Annotated in this window: 18 protein-coding genes; all 18 read right to left on the bottom strand. The window is 60.5% G+C overall.

All coding sequences use genetic code 11. From position 1 onward, the window contains the following. Positions 1 to 181: 181 nt before the first annotated feature. The 18 genes from I3253_RS19430 to I3253_RS19345 all read right to left on the bottom strand — a co-directional run bounded on the left by I3253_RS19430 (position 182) and on the right by I3253_RS19345 (position 17,298). Positions 182 to 4,444 (bottom strand): strawberry notch family protein, encoded by a 4,263-nt coding sequence (locus I3253_RS19430; RefSeq protein WP_197919460.1) that lies wholly within the window; start codon positions 4,442 to 4,444, stop codon positions 182 to 184. 270 nt (positions 4,445 to 4,714) lie between these two features. After that, positions 4,715 to 4,861 carry a hypothetical protein gene (locus tag I3253_RS19425; RefSeq protein ID WP_156108153.1) on the bottom strand — a complete coding sequence of 49 codons (147 nt, stop codon included), beginning with the start codon at positions 4,859 to 4,861 and terminating at the stop codon, positions 4,715 to 4,717. A 722-nt stretch (positions 4,862 to 5,583) separates the two neighbouring features. Then, positions 5,584 to 6,369: a hydrogenase nickel incorporation protein HypB gene (gene hypB, locus I3253_RS19420; protein WP_211285985.1), complete on the bottom strand. Its 786-nt coding sequence runs from the start codon at positions 6,367 to 6,369 to the stop codon at positions 5,584 to 5,586. A 44-nt stretch (positions 6,370 to 6,413) separates the two neighbouring features. Continuing rightward, positions 6,414 to 6,656: a hydrogenase maturation nickel metallochaperone HypA gene (locus I3253_RS19415; protein WP_037240029.1), complete on the bottom strand. Its 243-nt coding sequence runs from the start codon at positions 6,654 to 6,656 to the stop codon at positions 6,414 to 6,416. Beyond that, positions 6,656 to 7,408 (bottom strand): sulfite exporter TauE/SafE family protein, encoded by a 753-nt coding sequence (locus tag I3253_RS19410; protein WP_148057224.1) that lies wholly within the window; start codon positions 7,406 to 7,408, stop codon positions 6,656 to 6,658. The genes I3253_RS19415 and I3253_RS19410 overlap by 1 nt, the downstream gene beginning before the upstream one ends. Continuing rightward, positions 7,408 to 8,445 carry a hydrogenase expression/formation protein HypE gene (hypE, locus tag I3253_RS19405; protein ID WP_407668425.1) on the bottom strand — a complete coding sequence of 346 codons (1,038 nt, stop codon included), beginning with the start codon at positions 8,443 to 8,445 and terminating at the stop codon, positions 7,408 to 7,410. Before hypE ends, I3253_RS19410 begins: the two co-directional genes overlap by 1 nt. Positions 8,446 to 8,450: 5 nt before the next feature. After that, positions 8,451 to 9,590, bottom strand: a complete 1,140-nt coding sequence (gene hypD / locus I3253_RS19400) for a hydrogenase formation protein HypD (protein WP_037240023.1) — start codon at positions 9,588 to 9,590, stop codon at positions 8,451 to 8,453. Next, complete coding sequence (locus I3253_RS19395) at positions 9,587 to 9,880, bottom strand: HypC/HybG/HupF family hydrogenase formation chaperone (RefSeq protein WP_037240021.1); 294 nt, start codon at positions 9,878 to 9,880, stop codon at positions 9,587 to 9,589. The genes hypD and I3253_RS19395 overlap by 4 nt, the downstream gene beginning before the upstream one ends. Next, the gene (gene hypF / locus I3253_RS19390; protein ID WP_037240020.1) at positions 9,871 to 12,216 is read right to left on the bottom strand and encodes a carbamoyltransferase HypF; all 2,346 of its coding nucleotides are present in this window, start codon (positions 12,214 to 12,216) and stop codon (positions 9,871 to 9,873) included. Before hypF ends, I3253_RS19395 begins: the two co-directional genes overlap by 10 nt. After that, positions 12,213 to 13,391 carry an NHL repeat-containing protein gene (locus tag I3253_RS19385; RefSeq protein WP_037240019.1) on the bottom strand — a complete coding sequence of 393 codons (1,179 nt, stop codon included), beginning with the start codon at positions 13,389 to 13,391 and terminating at the stop codon, positions 12,213 to 12,215. Before I3253_RS19385 ends, hypF begins: the two co-directional genes overlap by 4 nt. Further along, the gene (locus I3253_RS19380) at positions 13,388 to 14,257 is read right to left on the bottom strand and encodes a NifU family protein (RefSeq protein WP_037240018.1); all 870 of its coding nucleotides are present in this window, start codon (positions 14,255 to 14,257) and stop codon (positions 13,388 to 13,390) included. Before I3253_RS19380 ends, I3253_RS19385 begins: the two co-directional genes overlap by 4 nt. Positions 14,258 to 14,260: 3 nt before the next feature. After that, positions 14,261 to 14,482, bottom strand: a complete 222-nt coding sequence (locus I3253_RS19375) for a hypothetical protein (protein ID WP_037240016.1) — start codon at positions 14,480 to 14,482, stop codon at positions 14,261 to 14,263. Positions 14,483 to 14,491: 9 nt separating this feature from the next. Beyond that, the gene (locus tag I3253_RS19370) at positions 14,492 to 14,674 is read right to left on the bottom strand and encodes a hypothetical protein (protein ID WP_232272205.1); all 183 of its coding nucleotides are present in this window, start codon (positions 14,672 to 14,674) and stop codon (positions 14,492 to 14,494) included. A 16-nt stretch (positions 14,675 to 14,690) separates the two neighbouring features. After that, on the bottom strand, positions 14,691 to 15,692 hold the full coding sequence (locus I3253_RS19365; RefSeq protein ID WP_100053154.1) for a hypothetical protein: 1,002 nt from the start codon (positions 15,690 to 15,692) through the stop codon (positions 14,691 to 14,693). Positions 15,693 to 15,796: 104 nt separating this feature from the next. After that, positions 15,797 to 16,117, bottom strand: a complete 321-nt coding sequence (locus I3253_RS19360) for a hypothetical protein (RefSeq protein WP_037240014.1) — start codon at positions 16,115 to 16,117, stop codon at positions 15,797 to 15,799. Beyond that, positions 16,114 to 16,587: a hydrogenase maturation protease gene (locus I3253_RS19355; protein WP_037240351.1), complete on the bottom strand. Its 474-nt coding sequence runs from the start codon at positions 16,585 to 16,587 to the stop codon at positions 16,114 to 16,116. Before I3253_RS19355 ends, I3253_RS19360 begins: the two co-directional genes overlap by 4 nt. Then, positions 16,587 to 16,898: a hypothetical protein gene (locus I3253_RS19350; RefSeq protein WP_037240012.1), complete on the bottom strand. Its 312-nt coding sequence runs from the start codon at positions 16,896 to 16,898 to the stop codon at positions 16,587 to 16,589. Before I3253_RS19350 ends, I3253_RS19355 begins: the two co-directional genes overlap by 1 nt. A 13-nt stretch (positions 16,899 to 16,911) precedes the next feature. Next, a complete protein-coding gene (locus tag I3253_RS19345; protein WP_197060312.1) occupies positions 16,912 to 17,298 on the bottom strand; it encodes a hypothetical protein in 387 nt (128 codons plus the stop codon). Between the last annotated feature and the right edge of the window lie 41 nt (positions 17,299 to 17,339).

Below are 17,339 nucleotides of genomic sequence, written 5' to 3'. Positions count from 1 at the left end.
TTCGCGCTCTGCACGCCACTGAGCCGCCATTGCGGCATAGTCGATCTGGGGATTGGTCATGGGTCTGTCCTCTTGTCTGAATTTGGGGGGCCGGGCGTGGCATTGGTCTGCCCGCGCCCGGAAAGCGCAGCCCGGGCAAACCCCGATCCGCGACGCCCGACCGAAAGCCCGCTTTGACTTTTCAGGCGGCTTGTTCTGACGTCATGCTGGCTTCCTGCCCCACGATCCGGGCCAGAATGCTTCCCGTGTCGATCCCGTCCCCATGCGGCAGGAACACCCGTAGCTGGAAGGCAATGATCTCGGTGAAACACCCCATGGCCTTGAGACCTTCAATCATGCCCCGATCCGCACCGCCCAGCTCGAGACGCATCTCGCCTGCGACCCGGCGACGGGTCAGGGTGAGACCCCGGCCCAGATCGACAGGTGCGGTGGTGCCGAGGGCGGCGGTCAGCATCTCCTGCCCTGTTTGCGGGTTGGACACGAGGAAGCGGGCGCGCAGCGCTGCCGCCCCTTCCTCGCTCAGCGTGCGCCCGATCATCGCCGTCGCCCCGTCAGGCGTGACCCGGTAGATGCGTTCATTGGTGGTCGGAATGTCCTTCCAGATCGGCAACAAGAGCCCGGTCAGCAGGTAGAGCTTGGTCTTGGTGGTCTTTGGCAGAGCAGCTGCTTCATCATCCCAAAGTCCTGCAAACTCGGGCCTGCTGATCTCTTCCCAGGCCGAGGACTCGAACCGCGCCTCCTCCAGATAGCTCGACCCGTTTGGCCGCACCACCTTGCGCATCAGCGTGACGATGTCCTCGTCATACATCTGCATGGGCCGCGCCGAAATGAGCGCCGCGCGGCAGGAAGCGCGGTTGACCATGGGCAGCTTGTCGGGATTGCGCGACAGCGCGTCATCCGCCGACAGCACGTGCACCGGGTCCGTCACCTCAAGTCCGATGATCCGCGTGACCGCACCGGATTTCGGGCAGGTCCAGAGATCCTCGGTGGAGACCTGTTCGATCTTTTCGCCACGCAGGGTCTCCACGCCGAGATCGAGCGTGCCCGCCGCGCGCGCCCGTTCCGTCTGATCGGCAATCCGGCGCATGAACTCGGCAAAGAGCGCGTTCTGCATGTGGATGGGAAGGGCAAGCACCCGGTTCAGAAACCGCTGGATCGGGGGAAGCTCCTCAAGGAGCACCCCGTCCTTGTCGATCAGCCGCAGGGCTGTCCAGTCGGTGAAGCTCTCGTAGCTCATCGCCTCAGCGCGCCCGGCGGCAAGATCGGCGAAATACCCGCGCAGCGCGGCCCGTGCGATCGGGCTTTCGAGATTGTCCTCCTCGCGGAACATGCCCTGCGAGCCGGTCTCGCGCTGGCCCTTCGTCAAGGCCCCCAGCTGGTCGAGGCGTTTGGCTATAGTCGAGGTGAAGCGTTTCTCGCCATGCACATCGGAGGTGCAGACCCGGAAGAACGGCGCGCTGACCTGTGCTGAGCGATGGGTGCGCCCAAGCCCCTGAATGGCCGCATCCGCGCGCCAGCCGGGCTCCAGAAGATAGTGCCGCCGCCGTTTCTGGTTCTTCGCCGTTTGCGCCGCGTGATAGGACCGGCCCGTGCCGCCTGCATCGGAGAAGATAAGGATATCCTTCTCGCCGTCCATGAAGGCTTGGGTTTCGGATGAATTGCTGCTGGCGGCGCGCTTCTCGATGAAGAGGTGGCCATCGTCCGCCTTCAGAGGTCGGATCGACCTTCCGGTCACTTCGGCCACGGCCTCGTCGCCAAAGGCCCAGAGGATCTGATCGAGCGCCGAGGGGATCGGGGCGAGCGTCATCAACTCCATCATGGCCGCGTCACGCAGAGCGAGCGCCTCGCGCGAGACGACCAGCGCGCCAGTTTCATCGCGGAGCGGCTCGGCCACCATATTGCCGTCGATCTCGACCAGCTTTTGCGCATGGATTGGGAAGGCCTGTTCGAGGTAGCCAAGCACATAATCACGCGGCGTCAAGGCACCCTCGACGAGCTCATCCTCGGGGTCCATCGTTTCAAGCCGGCGTTTCAGCAGGCTCTCACCCGTCGAGACCACCTGAATGACGCAAGCCTTGCCCGCCGCCAGATCGTCCTTGATTGCGCGGATGATGGTCGGGGCTTTCATGCCCATCAGGAGATGGTTGAAGAAGCGCTGTTTCGTGCTCTCGAAGCGGGACTTGGCCGAGGCGCGTGCTGCCGACGCATTGGTCTCGCCCGAGGCATCGTTGACGCCGGTCGCAGTCAACGCCGCTTCGAGATTGTGGTGGATCGTCCGAAACGCTCCAGCGTAGGCGTCATAGACCTCGATCTGGGCCGGGGTCAGCGCGTGTTCGAGCACGTCATATTCCACCCCATCAAAGCTGAGGGCGCGGGCCGTGTAGAGCCCGAGCGTCTTGAGATCGCGCGCGACCACCTCCATGGCGGCAACGCCGCCGGCTTCCATCGCCGACACAAAGCTCTCGCGGCTCGGGAAGGGATAGTCGGGGCCCTGCCCCCAGAGCCCCAGCCGCGCGGCATAGGCCAGGTTGTGCACGCTCGTGGCACCCGTGGCCGAAATGTAGAAGACGCGGGCGCGTGGTGCTGCCAGTTGCAGCCGGAGGCCAGCAAGGCCCTGTTGGGAGGGTTTGACCCCCCTGCCCTCAACAGACCCGGCAGCGTTCTGCATGGCATGGGCCTCATCAAAGGCCAGTACGCCTTCAAAGTCTTCGCCCATCCAGTCGAGGATCTGGCTCAGTCGCGTAGTACCGCATTTGCCCGCGGACCGCAGCGTGGCGTAGGTGACGAAGAGGATTCCGTCGCCCATCGGGACGGGCTGATCCGGTTTCCATTTGGAAATTGGCTGAATGTCGGCAGGCGAGCCGCCGAGATCGGTCCAGTCGCGGATCGCGTCCTCGATAAGCGTGGCGGATTTGGAGACCCAGATCGCCTTCCTGCGCCCCGCCAGCCAGTTCAAAAGGATCAGCCCCGCGCATTCGCGGCCCTTGCCGCACCCGGTGCCGTCGCCGAGGAAATAGCCAAGGCGATAGGCTCGTGCATCCGGGTCATCATCGGCGCGCGTCAGCTTGGTCTGGTCGTCATCGATGGTAAACCGACCGGGCAGATCACGCCCATGGGCATCATGCGCCATGATGATGGTCTCGAGCTGCGCCTCGGAGAGATCTCCCTCCTCGATCAACCGTGTGGGCAGGCGCAAGTCATGACTGCCCGTGTTTGAGGGCATGGGCGGGGCAACCGAGGCCATGGCGATGCTTTCGACGAGCGGGGTGGGATGTTCCTGCGCACCCGCAATCTCGATCCGTTGCGGACGGTAGCGCGCATAGATGTCCGAGATGGGCGTGTTGTTGCGCGGGGTCTGAAGGCTCGTGAAGCTGAGCGGACGGACGGCATTGGCCCGGGCTTTGGAGGCGGTGACAACGCCGGCAGCGGTCTTGCGCGGGACAGATGATCGAACGGTCGGCCGAGGATGAGGGATCGCTTCAACCCGTTGGGCCGGGCGCATCTCGGGCCGGGTTGCGGCCACGGCGTCGACAAAAGGAAGGGCCCCATCCAGATCGCACACAATGGCGCGGATCATCTCGCCATCCTCCTGCACCTTGTCGAACACCATGAGCTGGGTTTCGACAGATGTGCCGAGCTTGCGGTAGACCTGCCCCGGCATCGTCAACGCCAAGCGCGGCGTCAGGAGACCGCAGGCGCGTGACCAATGCGCGGCATCGCGTTCGGGTGTGAATCCCGGCGGCATGATCGCCACCAGCCGCCCACCTGGTGCCAGGCGCTTTGCAGCCGCGATGAGATGTTTGGCAGCGATGTGCCTGTCCCGGGAGCGGTCGACCGAGGAAGCGAAGGGCGGGTTCATCACCACGACGTCGGGTAGAACCGGGGTCTGCAGCAGATCATCGATATGCTCGCCGTCATGGCCTGTGACCTCGCCGCCGAAAACCGCGCGCAGGAGACGCTGGCGAAAGGGGTCGATGTCATTGAGCAAAAGCGTGGCACCGGCCCGGGCGGCGAAAGCGGCCAGGGCACCGGTGCCAGCCGAGGGCTCCAACACGGTCTCGCCCTTGCGGATCGCCGCCGCCCGCAAGACCAGCGCCGCGAAAGTCAGCGGAGTGGAAAACTGCTGCAGCCGGATCTGCTGCTCTGACCGGCGCGTTTCCGTCAGCAGCCGCGAGGCAAGCAGCCTTGCAGCGGCGACATCACCTGCCACGCCGTCCCCACGCAGCAGCACCTGGACAGCCGCGGCCTGCATCAGGTCATATGCCATACGCCAGTCCCAGGCACCGCCGGCATCGCTGCCATGAAACGTCTCGCGCATGACGCGCGCGAGCGCTGAGCTGCGCAGGGGTTGGTGGTGGATCTCTGTGCCGATAAGCGCTAGCGCAGAGGCGAGATCGGCTTCGGAGATTGCGAGAGCCGGGTTGGCCGTTCTGGGTTTGGACATGGGGATTTTCCTTTGGATCAGGGTCTGAGTTCCAAAGGACAAAAAGCCCGCTCTACACTTTTTGGGGTTTCCGCCGAAAGCTATGACGGAGGTTGGGCAACGAGAGTGAGTGCAGAATTTCAGATTACGAGCGCGACCCGCCCTTGTCCGAATCAAAGGCTAAGTCACGCAGCCGATCGGCAAACACTTTTTTTGACAGAAGAAGCGGCGGCAACCCACCAAAACACCCCGAAACGCACGAAGGTACCAGGTAAGACCAGAACGCACTGTTCAAGACTGTTGGCGGCGCTTCTCATCAATCACCGCCTGCACAAGATTCATTACGTTGGAATGAGGTGTCGCGGCCTGCTGGTCATTCAGCGCCTCCTCCACCTTGGACCGAAACCAGGCATAATGAGATTTCATGTCAGCGGTCACGGAAATGGTCCTCAAGGCCCCTATCCAGCAGCTCGCCTAGGTCTCTAGGCATATCGGCAACACTCAGAGCGACCCGAGATCGGCTGTCGGAGGAATGGACCTTGGACAGATCGACTTTGTCGCAGGCCTGTTTACGATCTGAAGGTTGTTTCAACTCAGAGTCCCCGTTCACGCGACGATCGAACGTTACAGCAAAACTTCCCGGACGATAAGACTCTTGAGATCTCTACATTATGGGGATGACCAAAACATCTGCGCACAGACGCCCTTTCACGCCATTGCCGACGTTAAGGCGGGATGCCGCGAAGGTCTCAAACGAGCCCATTGCAGAAGTCTTTAGTTTTCGCTGCGCGCGCTCGCAGCGTGAAAAATGTTGCACGAGCAAAAATGCTTGTGCCGCAGTGCAGCGGGAGAACCGGTCACTCATTCTGGTCGCTGCAAGAAGCCGGGGGCGAATTCATGGCTCGCCGTACCAAAGACCGTTCAGACCGCTGCAAAATTGGAGCAGCTAAATGCTTTCAACAGCGCGCAGGTACACACCCTAAATTGGCGCTCTAGGCACGCAAATAATCCGGCAGGTGGAGGGGTCGCAATTCGATAGTCCATCTGCGGCTGGGTGGTGATCTTTTTTTTACACGGATTGGTGCGCTGCACTCACGATATGGATGAGGGTCTCACAGCAGTGACTTGACAGGAGAGGTAACTCACCAATCCGTTCAATTTCAGGCTTTCAATTCGGCCAGGCTCGAACACCATGCATCCATGCCATCCCCCGTTCGGGCCGACAGGCAGAAGATTTTCACTCCCGGATTGACCTCCAATATGTTTTGCCGACAGGCTTCTTCATCGAAATCCACATGCGGAGCCAGATCCATTTTGTTGATGACGACCCATTCCACGGCGCGGAACATATGTGGGTATTTGGTCGGCTTGTCTTCGCCTTCCGTCGTTGAAATCACAGCGATTTTCATCTTTTCGCCCAGATCGAACATGGCCGGACACACCAGATTTCCCACATTCTCGATCATCAGGATTGACCCGGTTTGGGGATCCAAAGATTGTACGGCGAAGGCAATCATATCCGCTTCGAGATGGCACCCGGCACCGGTGTTGATCTGGACGGCACGGGCGCCTGCATCGCGGATACGATCGGCGTCATTCGACGTCATCTGATCACCTTCGATGACCGCGATATCGGCTTTGTCCTTCATGCGCTTGATCGTCTCTTCAAGCAGCGTAGTCTTACCGGATCCGGGCGAGGAGACGATATTCAGGGCGATGACGCCGCGCCCTTCGAACCAGCCGCGGTTGCGGGTCGCGATTTCGTTGTTTTTGCCGAGAATTGCAGTTTCCAGGGAAATGATCTCGCCGCCCGGGCCATGGACATGCGGCTCATCATGACCGTGGTGATGGTCGTCATGAGAATGCGCGTGATCATGATCATGTCCGTGGTCATGCGCATGATCGTCCCGCAACAGGACTTTGACGCCGGTTTGAGAATCGGTCATCGAAACCTCGTTTGCAGGGTCGGCGCAGCCGCATACTCCACACATTATGCTTCCTCCATAAATTCTATTTCGCGTACGACGAATGTGTCGTTGTCCGCATCGATAAATCCCAAGGACACCCCGGAAATAGCGGTACTTTCGGTCACCAGATCCCAGCAAAAGGTCAGTGCGCCGCGTTCCACACAGGCCTGTGGGCCGATCGCCACGCGGACTTCCTTGAGCCTTCGCCCTTTGGCGTTTTCTTCTGCGATACCCGCAATGCTGCGGGCCAGTCCAAGCTCGTGCATCAACCAGTCCCCCAGGCCACTGGTCCGGTTTCCCACATGATTGACAGGCCGATGGCGACAACGACCGCAGCAATGGACATCTGCACGGCGGTATGAAGGCCTTTTGCGATTTTCGGCGCCTGGAGCACCGGCCAACCGACAACAACGGACATGGCCGCCATGCCAAGAACGGACCCAAGGCCGACCAGACCGACATATCCGACAGCCAGCCAGGGGTCGCCAGTTTTGGAGACCGCCAGCACGATGAGCCCGGACGATCCGGCCGCGCCGTGCAGCAGACCAATGAAAAAGGCTTTCAGGGGAAATCGCTCGGCGTGTACGTGGGCATGCGAGCTTTTGGAATGGTCGGCCACATCGGACGCGTGACTGTGCACGTGCATGTGATACCCCTGTCCCTCATGTTGATGGACGTGATAGTGCAGCCTGTCCTTGCGAAACCTGTGCACGACCTGTGCTCCGAGAAAAACCAGCATGACGCCAACAGCAAATTCGAACGTTGCCGCGCGCTGCTCATTGAGAACGAGGCTGAACACAATCACGCCAATGGACATGATCAGCAACGTCGCCGTGTGACCCAGGCCCCAGAAGGCGCCTCGCAGCAGGAGCTTGTTTTTTCCGCCCCTGCTAAGCGTAATGATCGCAGCCAAATGATCTGCTTCGAGGGCGTGAACCATGCCAAACAGAAGACCCAAAACCAGGAACCCAGACGATGACGACGCATCAAGAAATGTAAGATTTTCCAGTAAGGCCATTAGCAAATCCTCGGAAGTTGTTCACCGACCAGCATGTCGACAATGCGCAGACCGCCAAAGACAGTTTTCATCACCACCGTTCGGGGATGCTGGGTGGTGGCCTTGCCGATGATCACGGCCTCGCGGCCCGCATCGGTGGCGTGCATCGCGGACAACGCCGCGTCGGCCTGATCCTCGGGAACGAAGATCACCAATGTACCTTCATTGGCCAGATAGAGTGGATCCAGCCCCAAAATCTCGCAAACGCCTTTGACTTCGGTGCGCAAAGGCAGAACGTCTTCGCCGATTTCAACGCCGACACCGGCAGCATCGGCGATTTCATTCAGGGCCGAGGCCAGCCCGCCGCGTGTCGCATCTCTTGCAACCCGCGTGCCGGGGGCAGCAGACAATATTGCCTCCATCAGATGATTGAGCGGTTGGCAGTCCGACGGGATTTCGGTGCTCAGCGCCATATCGCCGCGCGCGGCAAGGATGGCCGCACCGTGATCACCAAGCACGCCGTTGACGATGGCAACATCACCGGGCTGCACGGTTTCGGCCAACAGGTCGCGGCCCGGCGCGATCACGCCGATGCCGGATGTGGTGATAAAAACTCCATCGCCTGATCCTTTGCCGACGACCTTTGTGTCACCCGTCACAATGGCAACGCCCGCATCATCGGCGGCATTTTGCATCGACGCCGCGATCCGGCGCAGCGTCGAAATCTCGACACCTTCTTCGATGACAAAGGCCGCTGACAGCCACAGCGGTTTCGCCCCGCCAACAGCCAGATCGTTCACAGTGCCGCAGACAGCGATCTTACCGATATCGCCACCGGGAAATTCCATCGGGGACACCACGAACCCGTCCGTCGTAAAGGCCAGCCGCGCTCCGGGTACGGTGAGCGCATCATCCATCAGCCGCGCTTGATCTTCCATGCCGGGCGGACAGAAGACCGATGTGAACACATCCTCGATCAGGTCGCGCATCGCCTTGCCGCCCCCGCCATGGGCCATCGTCACCTTGTCGGCAACGACGCGTCTGGGCTGGCGGTCCATCGCGTTCATTCTACCGGCTCCAGATCAAGGCCGCCATATTGGTAATAGGCCGCGCAGGCCCCTTCCGAGCTGACCATCAGGGCCCCCAGCGGCATCTCGGGCGTGCAGCCCTTGCCGAATTGCGGACACGCGTGGGGCTTGATCCGCCCGGTCATGACGTCGCCGCAGGCGCAACCTTCCTGTTCTTCTGTGAACGATGTGTTGCGGCCGTAGCCGATGTTGAATTTCACCTCGGCATCGTATGCCTTGTACCGGTCGCGAATGCGCAATCCGCTTTCATCAATCTCACCCAGACCGCGCCATTCAAAGGTTGGGCGCGGCTCATAGACCTGCTCGCAGGCGGCGATGGATACCGGGTTGCCCTCGTTGGGCACGATCCGCGCATATTGGTTTTCCACCTCGGCACGGCCATCGCGGATTTGTTCCAGCACCATCAGCACCGATTGCAACAGATCAAGCGGTTCAAACCCCGCCACCACGATGGGTTTGCCATAGTCGCGCGCGATGAACTGGTAAGGTTCGGTGCCGATCACCATCGACACATGGCCCGGGCCCACGAAACCATCCAAGACCATATAAGGGTCATCCAGCAACGCCTTGATCGGCGGCGGCACGGTGATGTGGTTGCAGAAGATAGTGAAATTCGTCAGCCCATCGGTATCGGCCTGAAGGATCGACAGGGCCGTCGAAGGCGTGGTCGTCTCGAACCCAAGGCCAAAGAACACCACCTCGCGGTCGGGGTTGCGGCGCGCCAGTTCCAACGCGTCCAGCGGCGAATAGACCATGCGGATATCGGCGCCGTCGGCTTTGGCCTGCATGAGGGATTTCTTGGTGCCCGGCACGCGCATCGCATCGCCAAAGGTTGTAAAGATCACATTCGGATCTTCGGCGATCTGTACGCATTCATCCACGCGGCTCATCGGAAGGACGCAAACCGGGCAGCCGGGGCCGTGAATGAACTCCAGCCCCGGCGGGGTCAGCTTGTCCAGACCATAGCGAAAGATCGCGTGCGTATGCCCGCCGCAAATCTCCATGATATGAACCGGCTTTTCCTTGGTCGCTCCGATCTCGTTGGTCACGCGTTCGATGGCAGCCAGCACGCCTTTGGCGGCCACCGGATCGCGGAATTCATCAGCGTATTTCATGACGCTTCCGACAGCATGGCCGCACTGGCCCGCATCGCCTCTATCTCTTCCTGCGCTTCGCCAAGTTCGCGCAGGACCTCCAGTGTCAGGGCCGCTTCCTTTTCGTTGATCTTGCTCATGGCAAAACCGACATGGATCAAGGTCCACGTGCCAATCAAGTCCTCCAACGGGTCATCACCCGCGATGCAGGCCACGTTGACCTCACGTTTCACGCCCGAGATGTCGACCATGGCGAGCTTGCGGGTCGCATCCGAGATCTCGGTAATTTGTCCTGGAATTCCTAGGCACATTTTGCGTCCTCCCCTTGTGTGTTTGCCAGGGCAATCACGGCTTGCCCCAGTGAAATACCGCCGTCATTCGCCGGATAGTCGGAATGGCTCAGAACCGTCAGCTCTGCTCCTTCCAAGCCTTGATGAACCAGCGCGAACAGCGTCGCGTTTTGAAAACAGCCACCCGACAGGGCGACGGTGTCGATGGCCGTGTCTTTGGTCAGCCGCACCGCCATTTCGACAATGGCGCGGGCCAATCCCCGGTGAAACCTTGCCGAAATCGTGCCAATGGGTGTCTGCAGAACCAGATCGCCCAGCATGGCGCGCCAGACGGCCAGCGGCTCGATATAGGGCATGCCCTTGCCGCCCATCAGCGGTATTGAAAACGGATAGGCCAGATCATCTGGCTCGTTCAGCGCGTCAGGATCAAGGGCGGCCTCGAACAGGATCGCGGCTTCGCCCTCGTAATTCTGCCGGTCCCAAGCGATGCCTGCAATCGCGGCAGCGGCATCGAACAGCCGGCCACAGGACGACGCCAAGGGCGAATTCGTTCCAGACTTGATCATCGCATCCAAAGTGTCGCGAGGCAGGTCCCGCATACGGCTGAAGACCTCCAGATCGGGAAAGTTGATTGCAAACTCGCCCCAGCCCATCTCGGCCATCAGATGCGCATAGGCATTGCGCCATGGCTCACGCACGGCGGCCACACCGCCGGGCAGTGCAACTGGTTTCAGACAGCCGACCCGGCGATACCCGTGGTAGTCGCAGATCAGGAATTCACCGCCCCAGATCGTGCCGTCATCCCCCAGGCCTGTGCCGTCCAGCGCGATGCCTAGCACGTGTTCTGCGCTCAGGGGCCGGTTGTTCTCGACCAGGCACGCGGCGATATGCGCGTGGTGATGCTGTACCTGGATCACAGGCCGGTCGCCTGCCATCTGGAACCCGCGCTGCGTGGACAGGTATTGCGGATGCTGATCGACAGCGATTATATCTGGAGCATGATCAAAGAGGTTTTCGTATAGACCCAGATTGCGCGTCACATCCGCGTTTGTGGCCACATCCTCCAGATCGCCCATGTGCTGGGACATGATGGCGCGGGCGTCCTTGACGAGGCAGAATGTGTTCTTCTGTTCCGCACCGAGCGCCAGAACCTCAAGCGCGTCGGAAAACCCGGCTGGCAGTTCAAGCCCCTGCGGCGCATATCCACGCGCCCGGCGCAGCACGCGCGGACGGCCCAGATCGACGCGCACAACACTGTCATCGATCCGGTTGGCGATGTCGCGGTTATGAAGACAGGCGAAATCTGCGATATCGGCAAGACGGTCGCGGGTTTCCTGATTGTCGATGCATTGCGGCTGACCCGAAGGATTGCCGCTGGTCATGATCACCGGGCGCCCGATGCGCCGCAGGATCATGTGATAGAACGGCGTATAGGGCAGCATTACGCCAAGACGATCCAGACCCGGCGCGATCTCGCTTGGCAGACCGTTGGGCTTGGCCTTCAGCAGAACGATAGGTGCTTGCGGGCTCGACAGAAGATCGGCCTCGATCTTCGACACCTCGCAATACGCGCGCACCACATCCAGATCGCGGGCCATCAGGGCAAAGGCCTTGCCCGTGCGCGATTTGCGCCTGCGCAATTCGGCCACGGCCGCGGCGTTGGTGGCGTCACAAGCTAGATGCACACCGCCCAGACCCCGGATTGCGACGATGTGACCATTCATGATCATCCCGCCGGTGGCATCCACGTCATCCAGCATTGAAAACGCTTCGAGATTCACCGCGCCCTTGCCAAGTTTCTCGATCCAGATGTTCGGTCCGCACCGGCCACAGGCCACCGGCTGCGCGTGAAAGCGGCGGTCGACCGGGTTGGAATATTCCGCCTCGCAAGGTGGACAGAAATCAAACGGCGCCATGGTTGTTTTAGCGCGGTCATAGGGAGCGGCCTGCACAATCGAAAAGCGCGGCCCGCAATTGGTGCAATTGGCAAACGGATAGCGATAGCGCCGCTCAAACGGATTGCGGATTTCCTCCAGGCAATCGGCGCAGGTTGCGGCATCTGGCGTCACATTGCCTCGCATCTCGCCCTCTTGCGATGCGGTGATTTCAAATCCGCAAGGGGCTGGGTCGGTCAGGGGTGTGACATCGAGCCGTTCGATGCGCGCCAGCGGCGGCAGTGCGCTGTGCAGCCTGTCTGGAAAGGTTGCGACATGGTCCCCCCAAAGCTGGATCACTACGCCTTCGCCGGTGTTTTTCACATCGCCCGTCAGGCCCATTTCATGCGCCAGCCGCCAGACCGTCGGGCGAAAGCCTACGCCCTGAACCTGACCAGAAACGGTGAAGCGGGCACCGGTCATGTCGCCGCGTCCCAGATCAGAATGCGGTTGTTGCCGCTGTCGGCCACCGCCACCGTCGAGCCCAGAGCAGACAGCCCATAGGGCCAGCACACCGTATCGCGCTCGGCAATGCCCCAGCGGTTGTCGCCTTTGGCCGCAAAATCCGGCTGCGCCGTCAGCCGGTCGGCGTGGGCCGCCATACCGGTATCCTCAAATCCCAGAAGTCGTGAATTGGCCGTGTCAGCCACCACCAGCGTCGACCCAAGTGTTGCCAGCGCATAGGGCATATTCATCGCTTGTGACGTGGGATAATACGACGCCATATTGTGGTCGCAGGCGGTCATATCCGCCTGTCCCAGCACCGTGTCGCATTGGGTGCCGTTCTGGCCGGGAAACGCATCCCATATCATCACCCGGTTGTTGCCGGCATCTGCCACCGCCAGACCGCCTTGCCAGACGATGGCCATGTGCGGCCAGCGCATCGATACGTCCGAAACCGCCCCGCCCGCATTTTCATCCCGGCAGGTGAAATCGTGCTGTCCCAGAACCAGATCCGCCGGTTGACCCGTGGTTTGCGGATCGTCCCAGATCAGCACACGGCGGTTTCCGGTGTCGCATACGATCAACCGATTGCCATCCGCCGAGACCCCGTAAGGCCAGTGCATCGTATCAGCGCGCGCATGCGACAGACCCAAATTTGCCAGTGCGCTGTGGGCGTCAGGCTGACCAAGAATGATATCAGCCTCGTGGTCGGGACCGGTGGGCGTTTCGCGCCAGATCAGCACGCGGTGGTTCCACGGGTCGGCCACGGCCAGCCCACCCCGAAATGCAACGATCCCGGTCGGCACATTCACGGTGTTCGCAGCCACCGGGCCCTTGGCGTTTCGGCCCTCGCGGCCAAAGTCGGGCTGACCCAAAAGAATATCGGCAGGTGTGTCGTCATTTGTCGGGACGGTTTTCCATCCCAGCACCCGGTGATGCCCCGTGTCTGACACCCAAAGCGAGCCGTCCGGATGCAGGCACACGCCGCGCGGCCCGAACATCAGGTGCGGCGCGGGCGTGATCGCCTGTACAAGTGAACCGCCGTCGCTGCCCAAAATGACGCGGGCGCCCTGCCCACCCAACAACGGCGCACCGGGGGTTATGGTGCCGGGCGCCTTTTGCGGGCTGAACGAGCGGGACAGCGAGACTTTCACGCGATAATCCTCACTTCGATATTGGGGCCTTTGACCCGCACCGCGTGCGGCTGCAATTGCACCTCGGGAGCAGTCAAACACTCGCCACTCTCAAGCGCATATCGAAACCCGTGATGCGGGCAGGACAGGATCGTCTCGATGATATCGCCTTGGGTCATCTCAAGGCCCATATGGGCGCATGCATTCTTGAAGCAGCTTACCTTGTCGGCAAAGCGGGTGATGATCACTGAATGAGTGTCGATGTCGATAAAGCGCGTTTCGCCATCGGCCAGATCATCCAGCGGCAGCGCCGTTGTCCACTCGTTGTCGCCGTAATTTGCAAAGGGCGACGTGAACTGAACGCCGTCCGACCCGCCACCGCCCAGACCCTTGGCCTGTTTCACTTCGGTGATCTCGGGAACCTGATCCTGAATGGCCTTTTTGACACCCGCATAGAACGTCAGTTGTGACGCCGGGCACCCATCACAGGCACCCAGAAACCGAATTTCTGCGCGCTTGCCTTCGACCGCAGCGACCTCGGCATCGCCGCCATGGCTGACCAGGCTCGGGCGCACCGTTTCCAGCGCCGCCTCGACCCGTTCGTAGAGCGATGGCCGCAATATCCCGTGGCGGCGCAACACGGCGTAGACCACTTCATCCCGGGCCGCCTCTTTCAGGGCGTTGCCAAACTCTGGGTTGTCCTTAAGCGCTCCGATCAACCGTCGGAACGCCTCCTTGTTCAATGCATCTACGGCTTCAGCCCTTGCATGGGCTCCGTTGCGGGCCGCCTCATCCCAGCCGTCTGCCAGCATTTCAAGCGCCTTCAGATCGCCGATCAGGCGATCCAGAGTCGGCTCTTCGCCTTCAAGAGATGCGGCATCCGGCATTGCTTATGCGTATTTCAGATCTTTGAACAACACAGGCTGCACAGCGCCGCTTACAGCGCCTGCGGCGATGGCTGCCACCCAGATCGGTGCAAACAACCCGATGACGATACCGGCGATCACGCCGGCGCCAGCCCCCATCATCAACTGTCGGACCACGGTTTTGTTGTCTTTGAAAAGCTTGCCTGCAAAAAACAGTTTTGCAGAATTCATGGCCATTCCCAGCATGGCGACCTCCTAGATCAGCAAAAGAACAAGCGTGGTCACGACAACTGCGCCGCCACCTGCAAGCCCGCCGTAAAGCGCGCCCATATAGGCGGCCAGCTCTGCGCCCAGTGCATCTTTACCGATGCGCAGACCCGACAAGGCCCCTGCACCCAAGGCGGCGACCAGGGCCAAAATTACGACTATAGCGCTCAACTGTATTCTCCATTCATCATTGTAATCCGCTCCGTTCCAGAATTGTTGATGGGCCAAGGGCCGCGTTCAGTTCGGCAATGGCTTCGCTTACTGCTTGTGCCTTTTCGCCGGCCCCGCGCTTGGCGAATACGCCGCGCGCTTCTTCCAGCAGACGCACCGCTTCGGTCAGGTTGCCAAAGTTGCCGCCGTCGGGATTTTGCGGATCGTCCGGCAGGTTCGACAGGCAATTGGCTTTGTTCGCGATGGTGTTGGCATATTCTTCGGGCATGTCGCGGATGGTGCGCACCTTGAGCGCCTCATCATAAGCCTCTAGAGCGCGATATCCGTTTTCCACCCGGTGAGACGAGGACACGTACTGCAGCGCGTTGCCAAGGTTGTTTTGCAGCATCGCGTATTCGTTGGGATGGTCTATCAGGTTGACGACCGTCAACGCCTCTTCAAAGGCCTGCACTGCCAGCGCCTCGCGCATCTTCCCGGACTGGTCGGTGAACGGCATGGACAGGAACGCCGTGGCCAGGTTGCTTTGCAGGACCGCGAATTCCTTGGGGTAGTTGGTCTTGTCGAAGGTCCTGAGCGACCGCTGATAGGCGCTGATGGCAGGTTGGATCGGCAAGAGATGCATGCCCGCAAGTGTCTGGCAGATCAGACCAAGGTTCATTTCGGCTTCGGCCACTTCGGCGTCCGACCCTTCCGCAGTCAGGGTTGCAAGCGCGATCTCTATTTCGGATTTCGCTTCCTTTAGCTGCGTCGCATCTTCGGCGGGCACGGCCATCAGCGCTGTGGCCATACGCGCACGAATGCGGGCGACCCCCAGAACTTCGCCTTCCGGCGCAAGATCCATGGCAAGTTTGTAGAGATCCACGGCAGCAAAGATGTCTTCGGCACGTTCGGGTTTCTGCTGAAGCCCCATCGCGATTTCCATCAGCATCTCGGCCTTTTCGGCCTGCGTCGCCGCAGCCGTTTCGACCGCGGTCATGGCCGCCTGCACCTGCTGCTGAGCACGACTGATATTCGTCAAACCGGTTTCTCCCTCGAATCGAATCTGGTTCGATTTCTGTGTTCGACCGAGAAAAGCACTCAAAGCGGGCGCTGTCAACTTACTTGGTTTATAGAAAACTTAGTTTACACATCCTCGCCGCGCTGATCCGGCTTCAATTCTGCACAAAGCGCCCCTTTGCTGGCCTGCCACGCGACGGTCAGGCTGTCGGTTGCAAAGTCCAGAAGGTCTTGATCCTGGAAAACATCACGGGCCTGAACCACCCGATCACCTGCAGCATTCCGGACCTTCAAAAGGCACCCTCCGGCGGTTGCCTGATGCACGGGCATCACCAATAATTCATCCTGTTGGATCAGTACGATGACCGCATCAATGCCGCGGAAATAGGTGTCCACCACGGCGCAAGGCAGATAGATCGCACCATCCCTGATCGCGATCGTGCTCATGCCTCCGACCACGTATCGATCAGGTCCCGAATGCGGCACTCAACCGTCCGCGCCGCGCGAGAAACCTCGTCGCTCAGGCCTAACCCAAGCTCCAGCGTCGCGGCCTCGATCAACAGCACCGATGTCGTCTTGGGAAACGCATCACCATAGATACGGCGTCCTGCGTAAAGCGCATGATCCCACCTGAAATCATGCAGGTTCAGGCTGTTGTTGGGCGGTGCTTCCAGAACCTCTCCAGGAACCTCATAAATGGTGCCCGGCGACCCTTCGGGGACCCGGGCATCGACAATGATCAGATGCGTGGCGCCGCGTGCGCTGTACATGACCGACATCCCGTCGGTTCCGCCGTCGAATATGCGAGTGTGCTCCGGCACGCCGTTTTCGCGCATTTGAGCGATGAGATGCGGACCGACGCCGTCGTCGCTTCGGTTTGGGTTGCCGCATCCGATGACGACAACATCAAGCGGCATCAGATCCGCCACAGGCGGCAGGACCATTCCGGTTCGACCGGCACCATCAGTTCCGGCAATTCGCAGAATTTCGCATGGACCTTGTAGTACATGCAGGTCTCGCAGGGTTGCTCAATCTCGTCAGCCTCGATCGTGTGATCGGTGAAACCGGCGATGACGAGTTTCTTTTCCAGATCCTGACCTGCCTCGACCTGCAGGCGCGCCACGATTTCATTGACCTCTTCGCTGGTTCCGGCCCGTGGCCAGACCTCGGTTTCCAGACCCGAAGCCAGCATCTCGGCGATTGTTGCGCGAGTCTCGTCATCATCCATGTCAGCGCTCCTTTCAGATCCGCCACAGACGGCACCACCATTCCGGCTTTGCCGGGAGATCAAGTTCTGGCAGGTCGCACCAGCGCTTGTGCACCAGGTAGTACATACATTCCTGGCACCGCATCTCGTCTTCGCCGTAGGGCTGCAAAAGCCAGCCTGAGATCACCAGTTTTTCGCGCAGCTGATCCGCGCTCAGAGGCCGCAATTCGTCAAGCAGCGCACCGAATTCACGATCCGTTTCCGGAAAAGGCTCGACCTTGGTTTCCAGTCCTTCCGCGAAATGGTCCTCTATCATCTGGAGGAGCATTTCATGCCCCGCTTCGGCGGGTGTCAGGCCATATCTGTCCAAGTAGGCCTGGCGCTGCGCTTGGGTTATTGATGCTTCCGGATTTTCTGACATTCAGCTTCCTCCCTAATTGCCGGATGTCGTTTGGCCGGCAG

The sequence above is a fragment of the Thiosulfatihalobacter marinus genome, assembly GCF_016019955.1.
Taxonomy (GTDB): Bacteria; Pseudomonadota; Alphaproteobacteria; order Rhodobacterales; family Rhodobacteraceae; genus Shimia; species Shimia marinus_A.
This window is presented reverse-complemented; position numbering and strand designations above follow the sequence as displayed.